23 protein-coding genes and 4 pseudogenes are annotated in these 24,490 nt (G+C 53.2%); 23 read left to right on the top strand and 4 right to left on the bottom strand.

What is annotated here, in order from left to right:
- Position 1: 1 nt before the first annotated feature.
- On the bottom strand, positions 2–1,171 hold the full coding sequence (locus KQP84_RS13135; RefSeq protein ID WP_215846871.1) for a benzoate/H(+) symporter BenE family transporter: 1,170 nt from the start codon (positions 1,169–1,171) through the stop codon (positions 2–4).
- 107 nt (positions 1,172–1,278) lie between these two features.
- On the opposite strand from KQP84_RS13135, the gene KQP84_RS13130 reads away from it, so the two are divergent.
- The 3 genes from KQP84_RS13130 to KQP84_RS13120 all read left to right on the top strand — a co-directional run bounded on the left by KQP84_RS13130 (position 1,279) and on the right by KQP84_RS13120 (position 2,906).
- Entirely contained in the window at positions 1,279–1,824 is a 546-nt protein-coding gene (locus KQP84_RS13130) for a helix-turn-helix domain-containing protein (RefSeq protein ID WP_215846870.1), read from the top strand.
- Between the two features lie 81 nt (positions 1,825–1,905).
- Positions 1,906–2,331, top strand: coding sequence for a MarR family winged helix-turn-helix transcriptional regulator (locus KQP84_RS13125; protein WP_215846869.1), 426 nt, complete (start codon positions 1,906–1,908; stop codon positions 2,329–2,331).
- A 17-nt stretch (positions 2,332–2,348) separates the two neighbouring features.
- Positions 2,349–2,906 carry an isochorismatase family protein gene (locus KQP84_RS13120; protein WP_215846868.1) on the top strand — a complete coding sequence of 186 codons (558 nt, stop codon included), beginning with the start codon at positions 2,349–2,351 and terminating at the stop codon, positions 2,904–2,906.
- A 122-nt stretch (positions 2,907–3,028) separates the two neighbouring features.
- Here the strand turns inward: KQP84_RS13120 and pqqU are convergent, their stop codons facing one another.
- Entirely contained in the window at positions 3,029–5,158 is a 2,130-nt protein-coding gene (gene pqqU, locus KQP84_RS13115; protein ID WP_215846867.1) for a TonB-dependent receptor PqqU, read from the bottom strand.
- A 223-nt stretch (positions 5,159–5,381) separates the two neighbouring features.
- On the opposite strand from pqqU, the gene KQP84_RS13110 reads away from it, so the two are divergent.
- Genes KQP84_RS13110 through KQP84_RS13100 form a run of 3 tightly spaced genes read left to right on the top strand, consistent with a single transcriptional unit; the run spans position 5,382 to position 7,589 of the window.
- A complete protein-coding gene (locus KQP84_RS13110; RefSeq protein ID WP_215846866.1) occupies positions 5,382–5,894 on the top strand; it encodes a GNAT family N-acetyltransferase in 513 nt (170 codons plus the stop codon).
- A 51-nt stretch (positions 5,895–5,945) separates the two neighbouring features.
- Positions 5,946–6,806, top strand: a complete 861-nt coding sequence (locus KQP84_RS13105) for an NAD(P)-dependent oxidoreductase (protein WP_215846865.1) — start codon at positions 5,946–5,948, stop codon at positions 6,804–6,806.
- A complete protein-coding gene (locus KQP84_RS13100; protein ID WP_215846864.1) occupies positions 6,807–7,589 on the top strand; it encodes an AraC family transcriptional regulator in 783 nt (260 codons plus the stop codon). It begins immediately after the preceding gene.
- Here the strand turns inward: KQP84_RS13100 and leuA are convergent.
- Positions 7,510–9,224: pseudogene (gene leuA / locus KQP84_RS13095) on the bottom strand (2-isopropylmalate synthase). The gene KQP84_RS13100 and the pseudogene leuA overlap by 80 nt on opposite strands.
- Positions 9,225–9,414: 190 nt before the next feature.
- Between leuA and KQP84_RS13090 the strand changes: the two are divergent.
- The 12 genes and pseudogenes from KQP84_RS13090 (at position 9,415) to KQP84_RS13050 (ending at position 17,928) form a co-directional block, all read left to right on the top strand.
- The gene (locus KQP84_RS13090) at positions 9,415–10,347 is read left to right on the top strand and encodes an ABC transporter substrate-binding protein (protein ID WP_215846863.1); all 933 of its coding nucleotides are present in this window, start codon (positions 9,415–9,417) and stop codon (positions 10,345–10,347) included.
- Between the two features lie 89 nt (positions 10,348–10,436).
- Entirely contained in the window at positions 10,437–11,456 is a 1,020-nt protein-coding gene (locus tag KQP84_RS13085; RefSeq protein WP_215846862.1) for a dipeptidase, read from the top strand.
- 148 nt (positions 11,457–11,604) lie between these two features.
- Positions 11,605–11,676, top strand: a complete 72-nt coding sequence (gene pqqA / locus KQP84_RS13080; protein WP_215848281.1) for a pyrroloquinoline quinone precursor peptide PqqA — start codon at positions 11,605–11,607, stop codon at positions 11,674–11,676.
- A gap of 174 nt (positions 11,677–11,850) precedes the next feature.
- Complete coding sequence (gene pqqB / locus KQP84_RS13075) at positions 11,851–12,768, top strand: pyrroloquinoline quinone biosynthesis protein PqqB (RefSeq protein WP_215846861.1); 918 nt, start codon at positions 11,851–11,853, stop codon at positions 12,766–12,768.
- 3 nt (positions 12,769–12,771) lie between these two features.
- On the top strand, positions 12,772–13,527 hold the full coding sequence (pqqC, locus tag KQP84_RS13070; protein ID WP_215846860.1) for a pyrroloquinoline-quinone synthase PqqC: 756 nt from the start codon (positions 12,772–12,774) through the stop codon (positions 13,525–13,527).
- Between the two features lie 3 nt (positions 13,528–13,530).
- Positions 13,531–13,809, top strand: a complete 279-nt coding sequence (gene pqqD / locus KQP84_RS13065; RefSeq protein ID WP_215848280.1) for a pyrroloquinoline quinone biosynthesis peptide chaperone PqqD — start codon at positions 13,531–13,533, stop codon at positions 13,807–13,809.
- Positions 13,772–14,937, top strand: a pseudogene (gene pqqE / locus KQP84_RS13060) (pyrroloquinoline quinone biosynthesis protein PqqE). Before pqqD ends, pqqE begins: the two are co-directional and overlap by 38 nt.
- Positions 14,937–15,233, top strand: coding sequence for an insulinase family protein (locus KQP84_RS25795; RefSeq protein WP_256449275.1), 297 nt, complete (start codon positions 14,937–14,939; stop codon positions 15,231–15,233). Before pqqE ends, KQP84_RS25795 begins: the two are co-directional and overlap by 1 nt.
- Positions 15,234–15,247: 14 nt before the next feature.
- Positions 15,248–16,432: an insulinase family protein gene (locus KQP84_RS25790; protein ID WP_256449274.1), complete on the top strand. Its 1,185-nt coding sequence runs from the start codon at positions 15,248–15,250 to the stop codon at positions 16,430–16,432.
- A complete protein-coding gene (locus KQP84_RS25785) occupies positions 16,402–16,887 on the top strand; it encodes a hypothetical protein (protein ID WP_256449273.1) in 486 nt (161 codons plus the stop codon). The genes KQP84_RS25790 and KQP84_RS25785 overlap by 31 nt, the downstream gene beginning before the upstream one ends.
- Complete coding sequence (locus KQP84_RS25780; RefSeq protein ID WP_256449272.1) at positions 16,860–17,219, top strand: hypothetical protein; 360 nt, start codon at positions 16,860–16,862, stop codon at positions 17,217–17,219. The genes KQP84_RS25785 and KQP84_RS25780 overlap by 28 nt, the downstream gene beginning before the upstream one ends.
- Positions 17,220–17,343: 124 nt before the next feature.
- Complete coding sequence (locus tag KQP84_RS13050) at positions 17,344–17,928, top strand: YceI family protein (RefSeq protein WP_215846859.1); 585 nt, start codon at positions 17,344–17,346, stop codon at positions 17,926–17,928.
- 574 nt (positions 17,929–18,502) lie between these two features.
- Here the strand turns inward: KQP84_RS13050 and dld are convergent.
- Positions 18,503–20,197: a D-lactate dehydrogenase gene (gene dld, locus KQP84_RS13045; protein WP_215846858.1), complete on the bottom strand. Its 1,695-nt coding sequence runs from the start codon at positions 20,195–20,197 to the stop codon at positions 18,503–18,505.
- Between the two features lie 458 nt (positions 20,198–20,655).
- Here dld and KQP84_RS13040 point away from each other — a divergent pair.
- From KQP84_RS13040 to KQP84_RS13020, 5 genes and pseudogenes are all read left to right on the top strand, one after another.
- A pseudogene (locus tag KQP84_RS13040) lies at positions 20,656–21,635 on the top strand (6-phosphofructokinase).
- A gap of 10 nt (positions 21,636–21,645) precedes the next feature.
- On the top strand, positions 21,646–21,960 hold the full coding sequence (locus KQP84_RS13035) for a PTS sugar transporter subunit IIB (RefSeq protein ID WP_215846857.1): 315 nt from the start codon (positions 21,646–21,648) through the stop codon (positions 21,958–21,960).
- Positions 21,953–23,319, top strand: a pseudogene (locus KQP84_RS13030) (PTS sugar transporter subunit IIC). The gene KQP84_RS13035 and the pseudogene KQP84_RS13030 overlap by 8 nt, the downstream one beginning before the upstream one ends.
- Positions 23,306–24,148 (top strand): class II fructose-bisphosphate aldolase, encoded by an 843-nt coding sequence (locus KQP84_RS13025; RefSeq protein WP_215846856.1) that lies wholly within the window; start codon positions 23,306–23,308, stop codon positions 24,146–24,148. Before KQP84_RS13030 ends, KQP84_RS13025 begins: the two are co-directional and overlap by 14 nt.
- A gap of 64 nt (positions 24,149–24,212) precedes the next feature.
- Positions 24,213–24,482, top strand: coding sequence for a hypothetical protein (locus KQP84_RS13020; RefSeq protein ID WP_215846855.1), 270 nt, complete (start codon positions 24,213–24,215; stop codon positions 24,480–24,482).
- Positions 24,483–24,490: the final 8 nt, after the last annotated feature.

The following is a 24,490-nucleotide window of genomic DNA, read 5'->3' as shown; positions in this document are numbered from 1 at the left end:
ATCAAACCGATTTTTTGCTCAACAGCAGATGCGCTGCTACGCCGCCGACCAGCCCCCAAAAAGCGGCACCGATGCCCAGTAGCGACACGCCCGATGCGGTAATCAGAAAGGTGATCAACGCGCTATCACGCTCGCTAGAGTGCTCCAGCGCGCGCTGCAAGCTGCCGCCGAGCGTTGCCAACAGCGCCAGACCCGCCAGCGCCTGAATCAGCACCGCCGGCAATGCGCTGAACAGCACGCCAATCAACGCACCCGAAAAACCCGCCAGCAGGTAAAACAGGCCGGCAATGGCTGAGGCTAACCAGCGGCGACGTGGATTGGGGTCAACCTCTTCGCCCATGCAGATCGCCGCTGTGATGGCTGCCACGCACACCGAAAACCCGCCAAATGGCGACATGATTAAGGCGATCAATCCCGTCCAGCTCATCAGCGCGGATACCGGCGGGGTATAGCCGTGCGCCTGCAATGTGGCGATGCCAGGCGCATTTTGCGACGCCATCGTGACCAGAAAATAGGGCAGGCCTATGCCAATCAGCGTGGTCAACGTAAAGTGCGGCATGACCGCATCGGGCAAAACAAAGCCAGGCGAATGCGAAGGAAAATGGATCGCGCCTTGGGCCATGGCGACCGAAACGCCCACCATCAGCGTAACCAAAATGGCGTAACGCGCCAGCCAGCGGCGCGCCAGTAACCAGGCCAGGCACATGCTGCCGCACAGGGTGAAATCAGTTTGCAAGTCGGCGAATGTTTGCAGGCCAAAGCGCAATAAAATGCCCGCCAGCATCGCGGAAGCCAGCGATTGTGGAATGTAGTTCATCAGCCTGGCGAACAATCCCGTTACGCCGCACAGCACAATCAGCACGTTGGCAAAGACAAAAACGCCCACCGCGTCGTTAATGGAAATGCCGTGAAAACTGCTGGCGAGCAGCGCCGCACCCGGTGTCGACCAGGCCGCGAGAATCGGCATGCGGTAAAGCAGGGAAAGGCCCAGAGAAGCGATACCCATGGCGATGCCAATCATCGAAAGCCAACCACCAATCTGCATTGGGCTGGCACCCGCCGCTTGCGCGACCTGATAAATAATCGCGCCGGTGCTGCTGTATCCCACCAGCACGGCGACAAAACCTGAAACGACCATCGGTAACGTAAAACCAAAAGTGGCGCGGAACATGGCTGAGATCCTTTGTGCGTTATAGCGCACATCCTCGCATGATGCGCTATAACGCACAAGTGGTACACTGCCGTTCAGCAAGCAGGAGCCTGTAAGCAGGAGAACGTATGGAAAATTGGCATCAACATCTTAGTGATGCGCTGAAGCAGCTCAGACAAGCCAATGGCTGGAGCCTGACTTTAGCGTCGGAGCGAACGGGCGTCAGCAAAGCGATGCTGGGCCAAATTGAACGTGGCGAATCCAGCCCAACGGTGGCGACCTTATGGAAAATTGCCACCGGATTTAACGTTCCTTTTTCTTTCTTTATTCATGACAGCACGCTGCAAGAGGGCGAAACAGCGTCATTCAGCCAACCCAATTCACAGATGATTGTGCGGCCACTGCTGCCTTACGACGCTAAACTTCGTTTTGATCTGCTCGCGGTTGAACTCGCTCCCGGCGCACAAAGCGATTCTTCAGCGCACGAAACGGGCGTGATTGAGCAGGTGGTGGTGCTGGAAGGGGAACTATTATTGAGCCTGGAGGGTATTTGGCGGCGGTTACAGGCGGGAGAAGCCTTTCAGTTTGCCGCCGATGTGGCGCACAGCTACCACAATCCGCTGAAAGTGACGCTGCGTTTTCATAGTCTGATTCACTATTTAGCCCGCGCCTGATTTTACAATTTGATACGAAGGTAAACTACACAGTTTACCTTCGTATTTGTAGAGTGATGCGTTCACAGTAAGGAGCAGGCAATGAGCAATAGGGATGTCTCCGCAGCGGAACTGCGCAGCGTAATAGGTAAGCTAGGTCGCCGATTACGCGAATCAGCCCCGCCGGGCGAGCTGAGCTGGTCGCAGGTACTGGTTCTTGGACATTTGGTGCGGGACGGCGCGATGACCATCACCGAACTGGCTACAGCAGAAGGGGTGCGTACGCAATCTATGGGTGCCACCGTCGCCAGCTTGCAGTCAGCAGGGATGGTACAGGGCGAACCGGATGCGCAAGATGGCCGTAAAACGCGCTACACACCGACGCAAGCCTGCCGGGAACTGATCGCCGCCAATCGCGCTTTACGTGATGACTGGCTGATTAAGAGTATTGAAACCCGGTTTTCAGCCGCTGAGCAGCAGCAGCTACTGCTTGCTATTCCCTTACTGCAACGACTCGCTGACAATTAATCCTGAGAGGACTCAACATGGCTGTAACCACACTTGATGCAAAAACCGCGCTGATCGTTATCGACCTGCAGCATGGCATCGTCGCCTTGCCGGTGGTACATGAACCACAACCGATCATTGACCTGTGCGCGCAGCTTAAAGATGCGTTTCACGCCAAAGATTTGCCGGTGGTTTTGGTAAACGTGGCGGGCAGTGCGCCAGGCCGCAACGAGCAAGGCGGTCACAACGGTGAGCTCCCGGCTGATTGGGCCACGCTGGTCCCGGAAATGACGCCGCAGCAGGAAGATATCACCATCACCAAACACAGCTGGGGCGCATTCAACAACACGCCGCTGCATGAAGAGCTGCAAAAGCGTGGCGTGACGCAGGTTGTGATTTGCGGCATCGCCACCAGCATTGGTGTGGAATCAACGGCGCGTCAGGCGTATGAGTTAGGTTACAACGTCACGTTGGCGGTGGATGCCATGACCGATCTCAATGCAGATACCCATACCAATAGCGTAAAACTGATCTTCCCACGTCTGGGTGAAACGGGCAGTACTCAGGATGTGCTGGCGCAGCTCAGCGCCTTGTAATCAGTAGAGGGATTGTTCCAGGGATTGAGCAGCACCACACTCGTTCCCTGGAAATCTTTGACAACGTCGCAGAATTTGTGCCTCGCATAATCCGTATGTCGAGGCATGTTCACTGAAGATTTTTACTGAAACGCGTAACTGACATTCAGGCCGACGCTGTAATTACGGCCCGGTGCAGATTCGAAATAACGACCGTTGCTTTCATTGACGATCACCGAACCGACGTAGTGACGATCAAACAGGTTATCGGCACGGCCAAACAGATCCAGCGTCCAGTTTTGCACCAGCCATTTGTAGCCACTGTTTATTGACGTGACGGTATAAGACGGCGCTTTCACATCCCCTTCATCGTCAGCGGCAATATTGCTCATGTAACGCATCTCAGCACCTGCATAGAAGCCTTGCTCTGGCGCGTATTCCAGACCGGCGTAGGCCATATTACGCGCAATGCCGGGAATGCGATTACCGTCGCAGCTCTCATCGCCACAGGCGTTGGTGCGATAGCGTGCATCCAGTAGGGTGTAAGCCATCTTCACACGCCAGTCGTAAGCGAACTGCTGATCCAGGCCCAGTTCCAATCCGCGACGACGGGTTTCCCCGGCATTTTTATAGGTGGTGCGCCCGCCGCTGCTGGTGTCTGCCACAATCTCATCCTGCGTATCCGTCTGGAACACGGCGGCGGTAATCAAGCCATTGCCGATACGCTTCTTGGTGCCTAACTCGAGGGTGTCGCTGGTGGCTGGTTTCAGGCCAAGGTTCAGCCCCGACTGACCATCCGAGCGATAAGAAAGTTCGTTGATGGTGGGCGTTTCAAAGCCGCGGCCCGCAGAAAGATAGGCATTCCAGCTGTCGTCAAACGCATATTTCAACGACGCCGCAGGCAGCCATTTGTGGTAACGCGCATCGCCGCTGTCATCGCCATTACCTGCGGTGACGTAGTTGTCGTTAGAGTCGAAATTAACGGTACTGAAGCGTACGCCAGCGTCCAGCGAGAGCTTGTCAGTGAATTGCCACGTCGTTTGCAGATAAGGATCAAGGTTCCACATCAGGTTGCGTTCATTACGACGCAAATTGCCCTGGCTACCGTAATCATAAACGCCGTTGTTGATAGTGTAGTTTTCGAAGCCTTTGCGCCGCTCGGTCATGGTTTCATAATCGAGGCCGCCGGTTAGCGTCACGGGAATTGAGAACAGCGCGTCGCGGTGCGTCCAGCGTGTATCAACACCTTGATAATGACGCGTCAGTGAAATCACGCCGCCGGGATGAGCAGCATTGCTCTGAACGCTGGCAGGAATAGACTGGAATTGTGTGGTTTCCCGCATGCCCGCATACATCATGATGCTGAGATCGTCGTTTTCACTCATCTGACGCTGATAGTGCAGCCCGCCTTGCGTCTGATCCACCGTTTTACGCGTGTCATACAGCGACACGTTGCTCACCACCTGACGCGGATTATCGCGCCACTGATCGGGCGTTAATCCGCCCGGATCTTGCGCATCAATGTGCACGCTGTTGAACAGCAGCGTCAACGTGCTGACATCATCAATGCGCACACCCAGTTTGGCGTTGCCAAGGTTTTTCTGTGCCGAGCTGTGATCGCGATAACCGTGAGTGGTAAAGCGTGAGGCTGAAACCGTGTAATTTACGTCGCCTGCGTGCGTGCCATCGCCGGTTGCGCCGCTGGCTTTCACGCTGTTGCGCCAGCTGCCGTAGCTGCCGTACCAGGTTCCCGCTTCAAGCGTAGTGGGTTGCTGTCCGGTTTGGGTATCAACGTTAATCACGCCGCCAGACGCGTTGCCATACAACGCTGAAAATGGCCCGCGCAGCACTTCTACGTGATCAATCGATCCAATATCAATGTTTGAGGTTTGACCCTGACCATCTGGCATGGTGGCGGGGATGCCATCTACATAGATACGTATTCCGCGCACGCCGTACGTCGAACGTGAACCAAATCCGCGCACCGACAACTGTAAATCTTGCGCATAGTTTTGCCTGTTTTGGATCTGCAAACCCGGCACGCTGGTTAAATTTTCTGACAAGTTAACGCGAGGTGCGGCCTGACGCATGTCATCACCTGTCACCACGCTGACGGCTGCGGGCGTATCCAGTTCAGAAAGCCCTGAAGCTCCTGGAGCAGCACTGACAACCAGCGTATTGCTGCTTTCATCCGCAGCCAGTAACGGCAGAGGGAACACCGCAGGCAGCATCAACAGCGGAAGGTGCGCCTGACGAAGTAACGCTATTTTCATTTATTAGAAGCCTACAAAAAAGAGGAATGAACCAGCTGGAACATTGTGTACATATGTTAAGGGTTTTATTGCATCTTTTAAAAGCGTAAATGATAAAGCGCTACTTAGCGAAAACCTATGGCTGAAAATGTTCAATGCTGTTACGTATTTACGCTGGATTTTTTGATCGATTGCCGCCAGTCTGAATGTTTTGCTTTTCAGAGCTATACGCAAGGAAACCGGCATGGAACTGCTGTACCGCGCCAGCGAGTCAGAGATTGCGCTGCTGAGCCAGATTGGCGAAACCAGCTATCGCCACCATTTTGCGGCGTTATGGCATAACCCCAAAGAGTGCGATGACTTCATCGACAGCGTCTTTTCACCCGCCAGCTTGCGTCGTAGCCTGCATGGCAGCGGCAGTCAGTGGTATTTACTGATGCAGGATTCGCCCTGTGGCGTGGTGCAAATTGGCACCGATCAGCGGCGGCCAGGCAGCGAACTCAGCGGACTGTGCCTGCATAAGTTTTATCTGCTGCCAGACATCACCGGGCAAGGCGTGGGGCAGCGTGTATTTAATGAAATTTGCGCCAAAGGGCGTGAATTACGTCAGCCGCTGCTGTGGTTGGAAGTGCTCGAACAGAATAGTGCGGCACGTCGCTTTTATACGCGTCAGGGCATGATGCAAACCCACGAAGTGCTGTTTCGCAGCCCCACACAGCAAAGCCGGGTACAGATTTTAAGTCTCGATTTATCCTGAATCTGTTCTGTTGCACAGGTTCGCCAAATTTAACCTTAAGAGGGAATCAGCATGAGTCAGAAACCTGAAGTGGCGGTATTGGGATTGGGCGCAATGGGCCACGCGTTTGCCGCTAACCTGCTGAAAAAAGGCTTTACCGTTCATGGCTGGAACCGCACCCGCGCACGCGGCGAGGATTTAGTCGATGCAGGGCTTAAATTAGCTGACACGGCATCTGATGCGGTTAAGCTGGTCGACGTGGTGATCACCATGTTATCTGACGGCGACACCACCGAAGAGGTATTGCACTCCTTAAAATATGCGCTGAAGCAGGGGGCAACAATTTGTCAGATGGGCACCATCGGCGTTGAAAAAACGGATGCGCTGATCGCTTTCTTCGCCGATGTGCGCGATGACATCCTTTTCATTGATGCACCGGTTTCGGGGACCAAAGCACCTGCCGAAAATGCGCAAATTTTGGTGATGGCCAGCGGCGATCAATCGCGCGCTGGGGCGGCTGAAACGGTCTTTGCTGCTATTGGGAAAGGGACGCAGTGGCTGGGTGAAGCGGGAAAAAGCTCGCGGATGAAATTAGTGGTCAACAGCTGGCTGATTGGCTTGATGCAGAGTCTGGCGGAGAGTACCCGACTGGCTGAACAGTTTGGTTTTTCCACCGACGACCTGTGGAAAGTGCTGGATGGCGGCCCGCTGGCTGCGCCTTACGCCAAAATGAAGCTGGGCATGATTGCTAGCGACGATTACACCCCGCAAATGCATCTGGTCTGGGCATTAAAAGATGCGCGCCTGGCGCTGGATGCTGCCGACAGCAAACTGCCTGCGTTAGAAAATATCGCTGATGTCTGGCAACAAGCGGTGGATGCGGGCTACGGTGAGCAGGATCTGGCCGTCATCTATAAGTATTTAAAGGCCTAAATGAGCACCACGCTGGCATTTAATTTTGCTACGCGCCCGCTGGTGCCGTTGGCGCATGACTATGCACACGGTGCCAGCGAACCCTGGCATCACCATACTTGCGCACAGTTGATTCATACGCTGAGCGGCGTGGTGCGAGTGGAAACGGAGCAGGGAAGTTGGGTTGTGCCGCCTAGCCGCGGTGTCTGGCTTCCTGCCTATACGCGGCACGCGCTGCATATCACCGGTTCGGTGGCGGCGCGGACGCTGTTTGTTGATCCCCTGGCGCGAGCGGATTTGCCTGCCAGCTGTCAGGTGGTTCAGATTTCACCGCTGCTGCGTGAACTGATTATCAGCGCGATAACTTTGCCTGAAGCTTATACGCCGGGCAGTCGCACGGAACGCATCTATGAACTGCTGCTGGATGAAATTCGTGGCATGGATGTATTGCCGTTTGAACTGCCATCGCCGCAAACGCACCGTTTGAAAATGCTCTGCGATCTTATTCAACAACGTCCTGGCGAAAGCTGGACGCTGGAGCGTGCCAGTGAACAGCTCAATGTGTCGAGCCGCACACTGGCGCGCTATTTTATCCGTGAAACCGGGTTGCATTTCAGTGACTGGGTGCGACGTGCGCGTCTGGCCATCGCCCTGACACAGCTGGCGCAGGGCGAATCGGTGTTACGCGTGGCGCTGGATCTCGGCTATGAAAGCCCAAGCGCCTTCAGCGCGATGTTTCGTCGTCTGCTTGGCGTGTCGCCTGCAGATTATTTTCCGGTGTCAGAAAGCGACTTGCCGCGTTAAACAGCGCCTGCAGCGAGGCGCGCGAGGTGTCGTTATCGATGCTCACGCCCCATGCACGTTCTCCCGCCATGTTCAGGCAGCTGACGTAAGCCACCGATCGGCTGTCACTGCGTTTGCCTAGCGTGTGCTCATGATAATCCTCAATGGTCAGCGCCAGCCCGAGTGATTGACGCAGCGCATTCACCGCTGCCGACAGCAAACCGTTACCGCTGCCGCGCAAGCGCAAGGCCTTGCCATCCTGTGCTGCGTTAGCATTAAGCTGCGTTTGCGCGCCCGCATCGCTTTGGCTTTCTGCATTCAACAGGCGCAGCGTTGGCTGCTCCACGCCGTACTGGCGACAAAATAGCTGCCAGATAGCATGTTGCGTCATCTCTTTGCCGTGGCGATCGGTTTCACGCTGTACGCATCCACTGAAATCCTGTTGCAAAGCGCGCGGTAACTGCAAACCGTGATTCTGTTCCAGCAACCAGGCCGCACCACTTTTACCCGATTGGCTATTCACCCGGATCACCGCTTCATAGCTGCAACCTATATCGGCGGGATCCAGCGGCAGATAAGGCATTTGCCAAACGGTCTCGGCGTTTTGTCTGCGGATGGCGAACCCTTTTTGATCGCATCCTGATGCGAGCCGGAGAAAGCGGTAAATACCAGTTCACCGGCGTAAGGATGACGCGGATGCACTGGCAGCTGATTGCAGGCGGTCACCACTTCAATCACCTCATTCATCTGGCTGAAATCGAGCTGTGGCGCAACACCTTGCGTGTAGAGATTCAACGCCAGCGTAATCAAATCGACGTTACCGGTGCGCTCGCCGTTACCGAACAAGCAGCCTTCAACCCGGTCTGCACCCGCCAGCAGAGCCAATTCGGCGCAAGCTACGCCGGTACCGCGATCGTTATGCGGATGCACGCTGATACAGACATCCTGACGGCGACTAAAGTGACGACAGAAATATTCAATCTGATCGGCGTAGACATTCGGCGTGTTCACTTCAACGGTCGCCGGCAGGTTGATGATCATCGGACGTTCTGCGCACGGCTGCCATATTTCCGCAACGGCTTCACAAATTTCCAGTGCAAATTCTGGCTCGGTAAAACAGAAGGTCTCGGGTGAATACTCAAAGGTCCAGTCGGTTGCGGGTTGCGCTTCGCAGCCCGTTCGAATTTGACGCGCGCCTGCGGTAGCCAGCGCAATGATCTCCGCTTTGCTCTGCTTGAAAACCCGCTCGCGGAACAGCGGCGCGGTGGCGTTATACATATGAATAATGGCGCGCGGCGCATCCTGCAACGCAGCAAAGGTGCGTTCAATCAGATCCTGACGTGCCTGGGTTAATACCTGCAAAGTAACGTCGGCAGGCACACGCGCCTGTTCAATTAAGTCACGGACAAAGTCAAAATCGGTTTGCGATGCGGAGGGAAACGCGACCTCGATCTCCTTAAAGCCACAGCGCAGCAGCAGATCCCAAAATTGCAGCTTACGTGCGCGGTCCATCGGCTCTGCCAGCGCTTGATTGCCATCGCGCAGATCGGTTGAAAGCCAGCGCGGTGAGTGCGTCAAACGGCGTGAAGGCCATTGGCGATCGGGCAGGGCGATAACCGGCTGCGGGCGATATTTACTCTCGGGTTGGGTCAGCATCGTATTCTCCTCATTAAGTGCCTTCAGTCTGGACCGAACGCCGTGTCTGAATCGCCTGCAAAACTGACAACCCATCGCGCAAAAGTGACAATCGCATATACCGTAAATGGCAAACCTCATGAGGAATCGGCATCGCTGAAATTCTCGTCGCAGTTTAGGCTGAAGCTCTTTTGCACGATGAGAATCAATAATGAAAAAACAGGTAATTGTCCTCAGTGTATTGCTGGCGGGCACCCCATCAGCGCAGGCGGTGACGCTGCGCATTGCCGATCAAAAAGGGAATATGCATGCCGAGATGGAAGCGGCGAATCAGCTGCAAAATCTGGCTTACAAGATTGAATGGGCAGAGTTTCCTGCTGCCGCGCCACTGGCCGAAGCCTTGAATGCCGGAGCCGTTGACGCCGGGATTATTGGCGATGCACCGCTGCTGTTTTCGGTGGCAGCGGGCTCGCAGGTCAAAGCGGTGGCGGTTAGCAAATCAGTGCCGGTCGGCCTGGCACTGCTGGTGCGTCCCGATTCTCCGATTAAAAATGCCGCCGAGCTTAAAGGTAAAAGCATCGCCACCGGACGTGGCTCTGTCGGTCATTTCCTTGCCCTGAAAGCGCTTGAACAAGCGGGGATCAGCGACAAAGAGGTGACATGGCGCTTTTTGACACCTTCCGATGCGCGTATCGCGCTGGACAGCAATTCGGTTGATGCCTGGTCAACCTGGGATCCTTACACGGCGTTAGCTGAAGTGACACACAGCGGGCGCGTACTGATAAACGGCAAAGGCTTATCAACGGGCAACAGCTTTTTAGCGGCGACCGATGCGGCGCTGGCGGATCCCGAAAAGCAGGCGGCATTGCAGGATTACGTTAATCGTCTGGCTGCTGCCGATCGCTGGGCGAATAAAAATGTGAAAGCTTATTCGCAAACGTTGGCGAAAATTATTGGTTTCCCGGCTGAAGCCGCAGAAAAATCGTTTTCACGCCGCCAGTCGCACTGGCAGGCCATCGACGATGCCACTGTCCAGCAACAGCAAGAAACCGCTGATTTTTATACCAGATATGGGTTAATTCAGAAAAAATTGGATGTGAAACCGACCTTTTACCGCGGTTTGAGCGTGGCGCAAACCGGCTAGCCGACCTTAAAGCAATACGTGCGCTGCGGTTTGGCTAACCCGCAGCGCACGCGTAGCATGGCGCGATGTTTTACAATCCTGAATCCTCTATGCTGACTTTCGACGGTCATAACGACTTACTCCTTAATCTGTGGCTTCACCATCGCGAAGCACCTGCCGCGGCCTTCTTTGACGGCATTGAACGCGGTCATCTCGACTTTCCACGTATGCAGCAGGGCGGTTTTGGTGGTGGCCTGTTCGCGATCTTCATCCCGCCGCAAAACTACATCGCTAAAATGGTGCCGCAGCAGGCAGATCATCCTTATCAGCCGCTGGAGATCATGTGGCAGCAGCTCGATATTTTGCAGCAGATTGCCGATGCCTCTGACGGGCGAGCCAAAATTTGCCGCACCGCGACAGAGATTGCGCAGTGCCGCGAACAAGGCGTGCTGGCGATGGTGGCACATATCGAAGGCGCAGATGCGCTGGATGGCGAAGGTGAATTGCTGGCGGCATTCTACGCAGCAGGCGTGCGCAGTATTGGGCCGTTCTGGAACTTGCCTAACCGTTTTGGTACGGGCGTTAGCGGCAGTTTTCCCGCGTCACCCGATACCGGGCCGGGGCTGACGGTGGCAGGCGAAACGTTGATCCAGCAGGCGAATGCGCTGCGGATGATGATTGATGTATCGCACATGAATGAAAAAGCGTTCTGGGACACCGCGCGGATCTCTACCGCTCCGCTCGTCGCCAGCCATTCCAACGCTCATGCGTTGTGCGCTCAGCCGCGTAATCTAACCGATGCGCAGTTGGGCGCGATTCGCGACAGCGGCGGCGTTGTCGGGATCAACTTTGGTAACGCCTTCTTACGGCCAGACGGTAAACGTGACAGTGACACCCCTTTGGCAGAAATTGTTAAGCATTGTGATCATTTGCTAAGGACAATGGGCAGCGATCATGTGGCGTTGGGGTCCGATTTTGACGGCATATCCACGCCCGATGCGTTAGGCGATGTCAGTGGATTACCCAAGCTGTTCGCCACTCTGCGCGATGCAGGCTATGATCAGGCATTGTTAGAAAAGCTGGCGTGGGGAAACTGGCAGCGCGTTTTACACGCGACCTGGCAGCGATAACAATTTCCTTACGTCTTGCGGGTTGATCTCGTCGCAGCATTGGCGCAACATCTGTCGGCAAAATTGTGATGGGGATCGCATTTGAGTCCCTGCCGCAACTGTTTCAGACAGATAATCATCTGTTCATTACTTTATGAGGAAGAGAATTATGTGGAAAAAACCAGCATTTGTTGATTTGCGTTTAGGTCTGGAAGTGACGCTGTACATCTCCAACCGTTAATGTTTATGCCCGCCACTCGTGCGGGCATTTTTATCCGTCATACTTCAAGCTGCAGATGCATTGGCTGAACGCGCTCCCGGTCATTGACGTGAGTCAGCGCCTGGGAAAAGGCCGTTACCGCCCGCATGCAACGTGAATTATTCAGGATATTATTTCAACACGTGGTTTTCCTTCATGTTTATTAAAGTCCTCGGATCGGCCGCCGGTGGCGGATTTCCTCAGTGGAACTGCAACTGTGCCAATTGTCACGGCGTGCGTAATGGCACTATTCAGGCCCAACCACGTACCCAATCCTCAATCATCCTGAGTGATAATGGCGAAGACTGGGTGCTGTGTAACGCCTCGCCAGATATCAGCCAGCAGATCCTCCATACCCCAGAATTAACTAAAAAGGGCGTTCTGCGCGGCACGAATATTGGCGGCATCATCCTTACAGACAGCCAAATCGACCACACTACCGGTTTGCTGAGCCTGCGAGAAGGCTGCCCGCATCAGGTATGGTGTACGCCAGAAGTGCATGACGATCTCACCAGCGGTTTTCCGATTTTCACCATGCTGAAACACTGGAACGGCGGCTTGCAGCATCGTCCCATTGCGCCGCTGAACACCTTTAGCGTGGATGTGTGTCCCGACCTGCAATTCACGGCTATCCCTATTTTAAGCAACGCGCCGCCTTATTCGCCGTACCGCGATCGCCCGTTGCCGGGTCATAACGTGGCGCTGTTCATTAAAAACCGCGCCAATGGTCAAACCCTGCTGTATGCGCCGGGCCTCGGTGAACCTGATGACGTGATTTTGCCGTGGTTAAAACAGGCCGATTGCCTGCTGATCGACGGCACCGTCTGGCAAGATGATGAACTGCTGGCCACGGGTGTGGGTAAAAACACCGGCAAAGCGATGGGGCATCTGGCGCTGGCAGAAGAGCAAGGTTTGATGGCGCTGCTGGCGTCGTTACCGGCCAAACGCAAAATTCTTATTCACATTAACAACACCAACCCGATCCTTAATGAGCAATCACCCCAACGACAGTTCCTGACGCAACAGGGCATTGAGGTGAGCTGGGACGGGATGGCGATCCACCTTCAGGACTAAATCATGCAGATCACTGAAACGCTGTCGCCACAGGCTTTTGAGCAGGCGCTGCGCGACAAAGGCGCCTATTACCATATCCATCATCCTTACCATATCGCCATGCACAACGGTCAGGCGACGCGCGAGCAAATTCAGGGATGGGTAGCAAACCGCTTCTATTATCAAACCAATATTCCGCTGAAAGATGCAGCGATTATGGCGAACTGCCCGGACCCGGCCACGCGTCGTAAATGGGTGCAGCGTATTCTTGACCACGACGGCAGCAACGGCGAAGAGGGCGGCATCGAAGCCTGGTTGCGTCTGGGTGAAGCGGTGGGCATGAATCGCGAAGCGCTGCTGTCAGAGCAGCACGTGCTGCCCGGCGTGCGTTTCGCGGTCGATGCTTACGTTAACTTTGCCCGTCGCGCCAACTGGCAAGAAGCGGCATGCAGTTCGTTAACGGAACTCTTTGCTCCGCAGATCCACCAGTCGCGCCTCGACAGTTGGCCGCAGCACTATCCGTGGATCAAAGAAGAGGGATATTTCTACTTCCGCAACCGCTTGGGCCAGGCGAACCGCGATGTTGAGCATGGTTTGGCGCTGGCGCTGGAATTCTGCACCACACCAGAAAAACAGAACCGCATGCTGGAAATTTTGCAGTTTAAGCTCGATATTTTATGGACAATGCTGGATGCCATGACCATGGCCTATGAACTTAAGCGTCCGCCTTATCACACCGTCACCGACAAGGCGGCGTGGCACACCACTCGACTGGTATAAATGATGAATGACAACACTATTGCCGCGTTTCGTCGCGGCTATCGTATGCAGTGGGAAGCCGCGCAGGATAGCCATGTGGTGCTTTATCCTGAAGGCATGGCCAAGCTGAATGAAACCGCTGTCGCGATCCTGGAGCTGGTCGATGGCAAGCAAGATATTGCAGCCATTATTGCCACGCTTGATGCGCGTTTCCCGGAAGCGGGTGGCGTTGGCGCGGACGTAAAAGAATTCCTGCAATCAGCCTATGAACAGAAGTGGATACAATTCCGTGAACCCGCTTAAACCCGGCGTCAATCCGCCGCTATGGCTACTGGCGGAGCTGACTTATCGCTGCCCGCTGCAGTGTCCGTACTGCTCGAATCCGCTGGATTTCGCTCAGCAGGAAAAAGAGCTCACCACCGATCAGTGGATTGAGGTGTTTCGTCAGGCGCGTGCCATGGGTAGCGTGCAGCTGGGCTTTTCCGGCGGCGAGCCGCTGGTGCGTAAAGATCTGCCTGAGCTGATCCGTGCCGCCCGTGATTTAGGTTTCTATACCAACCTGATCACCTCTGGCATTGGCCTGACGCACAACAAACTGGATGCGTTTGCTGACGCCGGGCTTGATCATATCCAGATCAGCTTTCAGGCCAGCGATGAAACGCTGAACGCCGCACTGGCAGGGTCGAAAAAGCCTTTCAGCAGAAGCTGGAGATGGCAAAAGCGGTGAAAGCGCACGGCTATCCGATGGTGCTGAACTTTGTTTTGCATCGCCATAACATCGACCAGATCGACAAAATCATCGATCTCTGCATTGAGCTGGAAGCGGATGATGTTGAACTCGCCACCTGCCAGTTTTATGGCTGGGCACAGCTCAATCGCGAAGGTTTATTGCCCACGCGTGAGCAAATTGCGCGGGCAGAAGGCGTCGTTAACAACTATCGCCAGCGCATGAGTAAAAGCGGTAATTTGACCAATCTGCTGTTTGTTACTCCCGACTATTACGAAGAGCGACCGAAAGGCTGCATGGGCGGCTGGGGTGCGATCTTCCTCAGCGTAACGCCGGAAGGCACCGCGCTGCCGTGCCACAGCGCGCGCCAGCTGCCGGTTGAGTTTCCTTCGGTGCTTGAGCAGAGCCTGGATGACATTTGGTATAACTCGTTTGGTTTTAATCGTTATCGCGGTTACGACTGGATGCCAGAGCCTTGCCGCTCTTGCGATGAAAAAGAGAAGGATTACGGCGGCTGCCGTTGTCAGGCTTACATGCTTACCGGCAATGCGGACAACGCCGATCCGGTTTGCAGCAAATCGCCGCATCACGGCAAAATCCTTGAAGCCCGTCGCGAAGCGGATTGCAGTGATATCAAAATTGGTCAATTGCAATTCCGTAACCGCAGCAATTCTCAGCTGATTTATAAGTCACGTAACATCTGATGATTCGCCGCCTGAACCTGAATGGATTAGCCGTGACGCTGGTGCATCAACCCGATGCGCGCGATGCGGCAGCGTTGATACAGGTTAAGGCGGGCAGTCATGACGAACCGGATCGCTGGCCAGGTTTAGCGCACTTGCTGGAGCATTTACTGTTTACCGGTAGCCAGCGCTGGCCCGATCGCGATCGGTTGATGAGCTGGATTCAGGCTAACGGCGGACGTGTTAATGCCACCACGCTGGCGCGGCGCAGCGCCTATTTTTTGAAATCACAGCGGATCGATTTGAGGATGGATTAGCGCGGTTGCACGATATGCTCTGCGCGCCCTTGTTTGAAACGGCGGCGATCAAACAGGAAATGGCCGTCATTGATGCTGAATATCGCTTACTTCAGCATCACGTGCCTGCGCAGGCTGAGGCGGCGCTGTTTAGCCTGGTCGCTGAGCCACAAACATTTCATCGCTTTCAAATAGGTAGCGCCGATGCCTTTGGCGCTAACGTTGTCGCGTTGCAGCAGGCGCTGCGTGATTTTCATCAGCATTTTTACGTTGCCAGTAACCTGCAGCTTTGGCTGCAGGGACCACAATCGTTAGATGACCTGGCGCATCTGGCGCAGCGATTTGCTGAAACGCTGCCACAAGGTCAGGTTCAACTCACTATACCGCCACTGCAATTACTCCCTGAAATGAAGCCGCACGCCATGCTGAGCGAGGGCGTAGCCCAATACTGGCATTCGTGGATCGTAGATGCTCAATGGAGTGACAACGTCACGTTGTTGCGTGAGTTTTTACTGGATGATGCGCCCGGCGGTTTAATGGCATCTTTGCGCCAGCGCGGTATTGCCAGCGAAATCGAATTGAAGTGGCTTTATCAATCGGATAAGCAGCTTTGGCTGGTGGCGATTTTCACCACCGAGCAGCCCGATCGGCTGAGTGAAAGCGTGCAACACGCTTTACAGGCTATCGGGGAAACCTGTGAAGAACAGCAGATGCATTATCTGCAACTGGCGCAGCAGCGTTTTAACGCGCTGTCACCGCTGGAGCAGCTGCGTCAGCGCGTGTTGGGGTTTGCGCCAGCCGAGCCGAAAAGGTTTCACGCTTTTATCGCGGCATTGCAGGCTGCGCCTTCCGCTACGCTATTTTGCTCGAATGCCATTTATTCAAATAAAGAGCTGGACGAAAGCGTCAAAACCCAAGGGTTTGAGCTTAGCTTAGCGCCGCGAGAAACAGCGCCACAGCGTCAATCTGCTGTTACCGCTTTCGCTTTTTATCCGCTAAAAACCGAACTCATCTGCTCGCCACTGCCAACCGCTGCCGTGACATTGTTGCACCTTGCGTCAGACAAAGCAGCAACCCTGATTCTGCGTCCTGAATTTTTCAGTAATCTTTCCGCTGAGTCTGGTGAGGCGTGCGCGAAGCGACTGCGCCCGCTGTTTGCCACGTTGCGTCATGCAGGCGGCGGCGGTGAATGGGGGAAGCGCAGGGCGTTTGGCAGTTGACTCTTCGCCTGCCGGATAACCAGAAGCTTGCGGATTGGGCGCTGGAACAGGTTGCTGATGCGCTCGCGGATAATCGTTCTGGTAGTGATCCGCAGCAACCTGAAAGCATCGCCATTCGTGAGTTGCTGAAGAGGTTGCCTCAGCACTTAACTTCTGCAAGTAGCCCGACCTGCTGGCGGGCCGTGCTGTGCGGGGGAAGTGAAGCTCTGCACCACGTCATTGCACGGCGCTTAGCCACGTTTTCACTGCCCGTTAATCCACTGCTGCGCAGTGCCCATTTGTCTTCACGCAGTGGTGTGTCGCGCATTGATCATCCTGGTCGCGATAACGCGTTGTTACTGTTTATCCCCCTAGATCAACGACACCCGCTCGCGGCACTACGTGCTTTAGCGCAGATCTATGAACCGCTTTTTTCCAGCGTTTACGGGTGGAACAGCAGATCGGTTACGTGGTGAGTAGCCGTTATTTACGTAGCGCGGATCACGACGGCGTACTGTTTGCGCTGCAATCACCCAACCTTAGCGTCGGTAGGTTGTTACAGCATTGCAAAAGATTCTTACGCTCGTTGGACAATGAGATCGCCACACTGGATATCGATACATTAAAAGCGCAGCTCCGTGTTGATGAGAGCAATGCGGCCTTAACGGCATTGCGAAGGGAGCAGGGTTTGCACGATTTGACGCAAACAAGCATTGATGCGCTGACGTTAGACGATCTGCAACAGTTACATACTCGTTTAACGAATCAGCGTCGCCGCTGGCGGGTGCTTTTTACGGCTGGACGTTAATGTGATAGTCACGCTGCGATATTGCTGAATTTATTTGAAAAATATCAGCAAATCTCTTCACTGTTTATTCCTGCCATATTAGACGACACTCCTAATGAATCTGTTTTTTAATAAGGAATGTCGTGTGAAAAACGTTAAGCGCATTGCGCTGCCACTGTTAGCTGTAGCCAGCCTGTATGTCCCTTTCTCGCAGGCGGAAGCCATGCATTATCAGCTCAATCCTGAGCACACTTCGGTTATTGCGACCTGGACACACTTTGGTTTTTCACATCCAACCGCCGATATCCCTGACTCAACGGGTTCGCTGGTGTTTGACAAAGATCATCCTGAGCAATCACGCGTAGACGTTACGCTGCCGGTGAGCAAAATCGACAGCCATGTTGCGGCGCTGACCAAAGAATTTAAAGGCGCGGAATACTTCGACGTGGCTAAATATCCTAATGCGACTTTCCACAGCACCAAAGTGGTGGCGAAAGGCGACAATAAATTTGATGTAGAAGGTAATCTAACGCTGAAAGGCATCACTAAACCGGTTACGCTGCATGCCACTCTGAATCAGCAAGCGATGCACCCAATGGTGAAGAAGCAGGCAATTGGTTTTGATGCCACCGGCACTATTAAGCGTTCTGATTTCAAGCTGGATAAGTATGTCCCTGCGGTGAGCGATGAGATCACGCTGACGATTTCGACTGAAGCTTACGGTAAGTAAGTCGCCGTTTGCTTTAGGGCAAACGACCTCATCTGCGCGCTGGCCCCCATCCCGGCCTTCCCCGCGACGCGGGGAAGGAGACGCTGCCACATGCAGGTAAATAGCTGGCATAGGGCAGCATCTTCCTCCCCATTTATGGGGGAGGATTGAGGTGGGGGACAAACGACCTCATCTGCGCGCTGGCCCCCATCCCGGCCTTCCCCCGCGAAGCGGAGGAAGGAGACGCTGCCACATGCAGCTACAGAGTTAGCATAGGGCAGCATCTTCCTCCCCCATTTATGGGGGAGGATTGAGGTGGGGGACAAACGACCCCGCACTTCAGAGGATTGAGGTGGGGGACAAACGACCTCATCTGCGCGCTGGCCCCCATCCCGGCCTTCCCCGCGAAGCGGAGGAAGGAGACGCTGCCACATGCAGGTAAATAGCTGGCATAGGGCAGCATCTTCCTCCCCCATGTATGGGGGAGGATTGAGGTGGGGGGCAAACGACCTCGCACTTAAGAGGATTGAGGTGGGGGACAAACGGCCTCGCACTTAAGAGGATTGAGGTGGGGGCCAGCCAGCTACTCTTGCCTTTAGCCCCAATACTTTTTCTTACTGGTTTTGCCAATTCCCGGATTACAACTATTGGTCGGATCTAACTGACGCCAGTGCTGCTCATGCTCACAGGATGCGTGGTACAAATGCCCGACATTATGCTCCGCCGGATATTTCGCGCCGCGCTGCTCCAATACCTCAATCACCGCCGCTTTAAACGCTTTCGCATCTACGCCAGGTTTTAGCACGTAATCCTGATGATTGACGAAGCAGAAGAAATGCCCACAGCAAGAATCCACCTGAACCTGGTCAGCCAGATGATCCGGCAACACCAGCCGCCAGCTCTCGTCGTTGCGGCGCAGAGCCACATCAAACGCCACTAACCGCTCATCCGGGTTATAGCCAAGATAATCGCAATACGAAATAGTGCAGCCGCCCACGCCAAAACGCACCAGAAACGCATCCGCGGCTTCGCGTGCGTTACAGAGGAAAAACTCGCCGTTTTGATCGCGGAAGAAATTTTCCAGCAACTGCTGCAGTTCCGCCGTTTGCTGCGCCTCAACTTTAATCATCAAATGATGTTCAAAGCGTGCGTGGTAATCAAGAATGCGCGGCGCAACAAAGCGCGGCGTGAACTGATTAAAAAATTGCAGCATTTTATCGATGCTGTTTCTGGGCAGAAATTTGAGATGACTGACGCGCACATCCCACTTGGCTTTCCTGGCCATCAAGCCGGGCAGTGCCTGTGCGCCCAGCTTGCCGATCGCCAGATACATGTGCTTGCTGTAACGCACCGTTAAATCAAACGCGTTGCGATGGATATATTCAGCCTGTAACGGTAATTCGTGCATGTTCGCCAATAAATAACGGCGCAGCGCCACCAGCGCTTTCTCATCTTGGGTGCCGATATAAAATGTATCGCTTTGCTGGCTGGCTTCAAACGTCGGCAGACGCACGGCAAACACCACCACTTTGCCTGCGCTGCCTGAACTTTCATGCAGGTAACGCATGTCGCCATTAAAGCGAGAAGGGCTGTCAGCCTGCGTATCGCGCAGCTGATCGGCGTAATCATCAGCCCAGATTTTACCGTCCCAGTCAGGCTGATCGCCGGTGGTAAATTCCTGTTGCTCAAGGCGACGCAGCATCTCTTCCGGCGTATCGCCTAACGCAATGCCGAGATGATTGATCATCTCTAGCCGACCGTCGTCATGAATACGCGCAAAAAGCGATTTTTCTGTGAATGCCGGGCCACGTCGAATCAGAGAGCCGCCGGAGTTATTGCAAATACCGCCAATCACCGACGCCCCAATGCAGGACGATCCGATCACTGAATGCGGCTCGCGTCCCAACGGTTTTAAAGTGTTCTCCAGTTCGGTCAATGTGGAGCCAGGGAAGGCGATCACTTGACGCGATTGATCAATAACCTGCACGCCTTTTAACAGCCGCGTACTGACAATGACGACATCGCGATCATAATCATTGCCGTCCGGCGTCGAGCCGCCCGTCACGCCAGTATTGGCAGCCTGCATTAAGATAATGGCATCGTTTGCAACGCAAACTTGTAGCGTTTGCCACAGTTGCCACAGCGTTTGTGGCAGAACAACGGCAAAGGCTTCGCCACGTCCAACCCGGAATCCTTTGGTGTACCAGGCTTTATCATCCTGATGGGTCAATACCTGTTTAGCGCCGACCACCTCACCCAGTTGGCGGAGCATTTCCTGCGAGGACGTCATGATTTCTCTTCTGAAGTGAATAAACGCCTTATTGGACAGGCTGACCTTGGGGCAAGTCAATCATTGATCGGCGCTAAATTAGGTTTTAGGCACTATTTACCCCTGCTGTTTTTAATTATGAGGGCGGACAAGAAATTGGATAAATAAGCGACTGAACCGCTGAAAATGAGGTGAAAATCACAAATTTGAATTGTGCTGTTAAAGCGAAAAAAGAGAAAGCACGTGTTAAAAAGTTTTGCGAAGTCATTCATAGTTAATCTATTGATGTGTAATGTTTTTTTATTATTTAATCTGGAATTCATAATGTGATTTTCATCACATAAATCAGTCATTAAAACCCGCTGTCAACGATCTACATTTAAAAATTCCTGTCATTAATGTGATCTTCATTGCAAATACAAAGCTCTTATCCCGCAACAATGATTTCCAGACGCAATACAGCCAATGGAGTGTCCAATATGAGAATTGGGATGGTGATCAGCGGCGGTGATGTCACCGGCATTAATAATTTTATTTTCCAAATGGGTCGGATGGCGCAAGCGGATATGGTGTTATTTAACGGCGGCATACCGGGTTTATTAGCCAATCGTCACCAGGACGTGTCCCAACGCGACTTAATGGATTTTTCAATCGCCTCAATTCCGGTCATGCAGTCTGGCAGGACCGATAAAAAAATAGTACGCAGCGAATATGAATTAATTGCGCGCCAGCTGAAGTCGCTACGCATTGATGTATTAGTGATGGCGGGTGGTGACGGTTCACTGCAATTTTTGCATACACTCAGTGAATTTGGCGTTAATTGTTTTGGCGTCGGCATGACCATCGATAACGACGTGTTTGGCAGTGATTACACCATCGGATTTTCTACGGCTTGCGAACAAGTTTTAAAAGAAGTGGCGAAATTGCGGAATACTGGCCGCGCGTTAACCGGTCGCGTTTTTATGGTGGAATTGCTGGGTGGCTATTGCGGGGAATTAACGTTGCAGTCCGCGATTAAATCCAATGCGGATTTTGCGTTGATTCCAGAATGTCAAATCCCCACGCCGCAGTTGGCTGAGCGTATTACGCAGCGACTGGCCGCGCAGAACAGCGTGGTGATCCTCTGTTCAGAAGGTTACACCCGCGAATATTCCCTGGATTTCAAGGGGCGATCGATACCCTGATTAAACAGCTTGAACCGATGATTGGCGTGCGTATTCGCAAAACCATTATCGGTTACGGTCTGCGTAATGGTGATCCTACCTGTGAAGAAATTTACCAGGGCACCATTATGGCCAGTGAAGTGGTTCGTTGTATTCAATCTGGAATGCGGAATAAAGCGGTCATTATTAATGGCAGCAATAAACCGATTCCCATTGATTTAATAAGCATGAAGAAACGCTTGGTCGATATTGAAGGGCACCATTATAAACTCGCTAAACAACTGAATATCTTGTGAGGAGAACACCATGCTGAAAATTTTATGTGTTTGTGGCTGCGGTCTGGGATCCAGTTTTGCAATTGAGATGAGCGCTAAATCGGTATTAAAGAAACTGGAGATTGAAGCGGATATTGATCACACCACAATATCTGAAGCCAACGCCTTTAAATCTGACATCATTCTGACGCAAAAAGCCTTTGCTGATGTATTGAATGCCGACGCCAGCCCGGAACAGATCAAACGCGTCATTATTCTCAATAAGCTCACCGATAAAACGGAAATTGAGGAGAAGCTCGTGGCGTTTTTAAAAGAACACAACATGAAGGTTCCTAGCCATGAATAGTGTGATTGATTTCCTGGTAAAAGACTTATTAGGGCAGGCATCAATTCTGATCGCCTTTATTGCCCTGATTGGTCTGCTGCTGCAAAAAAATCTGCAGGGAAGGTGGTGGAAGGCACCTTTAAAACCCTGCTGGGGTTCTTAATTATGATGGCCGGCATTAATATCATTGTCGGCACATTAACCTTCCTGAACACCATATTTACGCACGGATTTGGCATGCAGGGTTATATCACCGATGTGGCTGCCATCGCCGGGTTAGCGAACCGCGAACTGGGTTCTGAAGTGGCACTGACCTTGCTGGTGATTTTCATCGTCAACATTATCATTGCGCGCATTACCCCATTCAAATATATCTTCCTGACCGGACAAGCGTTGTTGTGGATGGCCACAATTGGCGCTGTCATCGGTTATAAAGCGGGGCTAACAGGCTTACCTCTGATCCTTACTGGCGGCATTTTCGGCGGCATCATGGCGGTGGTTATGCCTGCGCTGGCACAACCGGTGGTACGACGTATTACGGATTCTGACGATGTCGCGCTCGGCCACTTCTGCACCATTGGTTATCTGGTGACGGCGGCGGTGGCGAAGGTGGTCGGCAAAGGATCGCGCTCTACCGAAGACCTCAAGCTGCCAGACAACTTCAAGTTTTTGCAGGACACTTACTTAGCGATGGCGGTGGTGATGGTGCCGATGTACCTGATTCCGGCTGTCGCCGCAGGCCCGGCTTTTATCGCGCAATACAGCAACGGCATGAACTACCTGATGTATGCGTTTATGCAGTCTATCCAGTTCGTTGCTGGGGTGTTTGTGCTATACAGCGGCGTGCGTCTCCTGCTTAACGAGTTAGTTCCTGCGTTTCGTGGCATCGCCATGCGTCTGGTACCTGATGCCAAACCGGCACTTGATTGCCCGGTGATGTTCCCGTATGCACCAAATGCCGTGATTGTTGGCTTCCTGGCCACCACGCTGGGTTCGGTGGTCGGCATGATCGTCTTCCCGATGTTTGGGTTGGCGATGATCCTGCCAGGCCTGCTGACCAACTTCTTTGCAGGCGGCACCGCGGGCGTGTTTGGCAATGCGTTGGGCGGACGTCGTGGTGCGATAATCGGCGGCTTCGTTCACGGTCTGTTTATTACCCTTCTGCCTGCAATTCTGGTCCCGATGCTGGAAAGCTACGGCTTCACCGGTGTCACCTTCAGCGATTCCGACGTCATCAGTACCGGTTTGGTTCTGGGACATGCGTTCCAAAATAACTGGCTGTTCGTCGCCCTGTTTATTGCCTTTATTACCGCTATTGCCTGGTTTGTTAACGGAAAACCCACTAAGCCGCAAGAGGAAAAAATTCATGAAACTTTATAATTTCGCCGAGCTGTTACATATCGCTAAAGACCGTGAATTCAAAGCTGTTGGTTCGTTTAATTTACATTGCCTTGAGATGTTGCCCGCTTATTTCAAAGCGGCGGAAAAAACCAACAGTCCATTAATGATTCAGATTTCGACCGGCACCGCAAAATATCTTGGGCACAGATTATTGGTTGATGCGATTAAATCGCTGGCAGAAAGTAAAAATGTTCCAACCTGTTTGCATTTAGATCACTGTTCTGACCTCGACTCCATTCAACTGGCAATTGATACCGGCTTCAGTTCTGTGATGTATGACGGTTCGCATTTATCTATCGAAGAGAATATTGCGAATACCCGTAAAGTGATTGATATGGCGCGGCCATTAAATGTCTCTGTTGAAGCAGAACTGGGCGCGATTGGCGGGTCGGAAGATGGCAAAGTGGTGGCGATGGAGGAGATTGCGTTCACCACCGTGAATGACGCCAAGCGTTTTGTCGATGAAACCGGCGTGGATATGCTGGCTATCTCTATTGGCACGGTTCACGGCTTGTACACCGGCAAGGCGCACATTCAGCATCAACGTTTAGCTGAGATCACCGAGGCGACGCGCACGCCGCTGGTGTTACACGGTGGCACTGGCGTCAGTGATGAAGATATGCGGTTAGCCGTCCGCAGCGGTATTGAAAAGGTGAATGTCGGCACGGAAATGAATGTGCAATGGGTAAGCCAATGCAAAAATACCTTTGAGAAAGGCAAAGTGAACGACAGCGTACGTAATTTTCTCGTCCCGGCTAATGATGCAGTCACGAGTGTATTAGTCGAGAAGATGCAGTTATTCCGTTAATTTTTTAATCCTAAATGATGCATTAACCTGAGGTGCCCCAGCACCATTCGGGGCGGGAGACGCTATGTTTGGATTCATGAAAAAGAGTGCGACAAATAATAGCCAGCAAGAGGAAGAGCAGGATCGTCTGGCTGAATCAAGCCGTGAGAAAATAACGGCATTAGAAAACAAGCTAGCTATTAATCCACGCGATGGCGAAACGCAGAAACAATTAATGCTGGAATATAACCGTGCATTAACGGTATTTGCGAAAAGTCGACGTTATCGCAATGAAATTGATCCGCTGTTTGTCAAAATCGATGAATTGCGTAATGTTGTTCGCAAATCGATTTAAGGAGCCGT

Source organism: Candidatus Pantoea bituminis (assembly GCF_018842675.1).
Lineage (GTDB): Bacteria > Pseudomonadota > Gammaproteobacteria > Enterobacterales > Enterobacteriaceae > Pantoea > Pantoea phytostimulans.
This window is presented reverse-complemented; position numbering and strand designations above follow the sequence as displayed.